Below are 238 nucleotides of genomic sequence, written 5' to 3'. Positions count from 1 at the left end.
GATCGCACGGGCATCCTCGCGGGGGAGCGTGTTAAGGACAGGGGGCCGCTCGCGGGCGGCCGCAGCGTCACGAACATTTACGACGGCGCGCCCGAGGCGATCCGCTCGTCCGGCACGCTGACCGGCGAGTACCTCGGCGGCCGCCGCCATGTGGCGGATGCGGCGCACTGGTCACAGCGTCCGGTGAATGACGACACGCCGCGCATCGTGCTGGAAGGCGCGACCGAGCACAATCTGC

1 protein-coding gene is annotated in these 238 nt (G+C 71.0%); it reads left to right on the top strand.

Annotated elements, in window-relative coordinates; translation table 11 throughout:
- On the top strand, positions 1-238 hold a 238-nt coding region (locus tag SB771_RS36885), incomplete at both ends, for a hypothetical protein (RefSeq protein ID WP_410722272.1).

Source organism: Burkholderia sp. SIMBA_051 (genome assembly GCF_046534915.1).
GTDB classification, from domain to species: Bacteria; Pseudomonadota; Gammaproteobacteria; order Burkholderiales; family Burkholderiaceae; genus Burkholderia; species Burkholderia ambifaria.
This window is presented reverse-complemented; position numbering and strand designations above follow the sequence as displayed.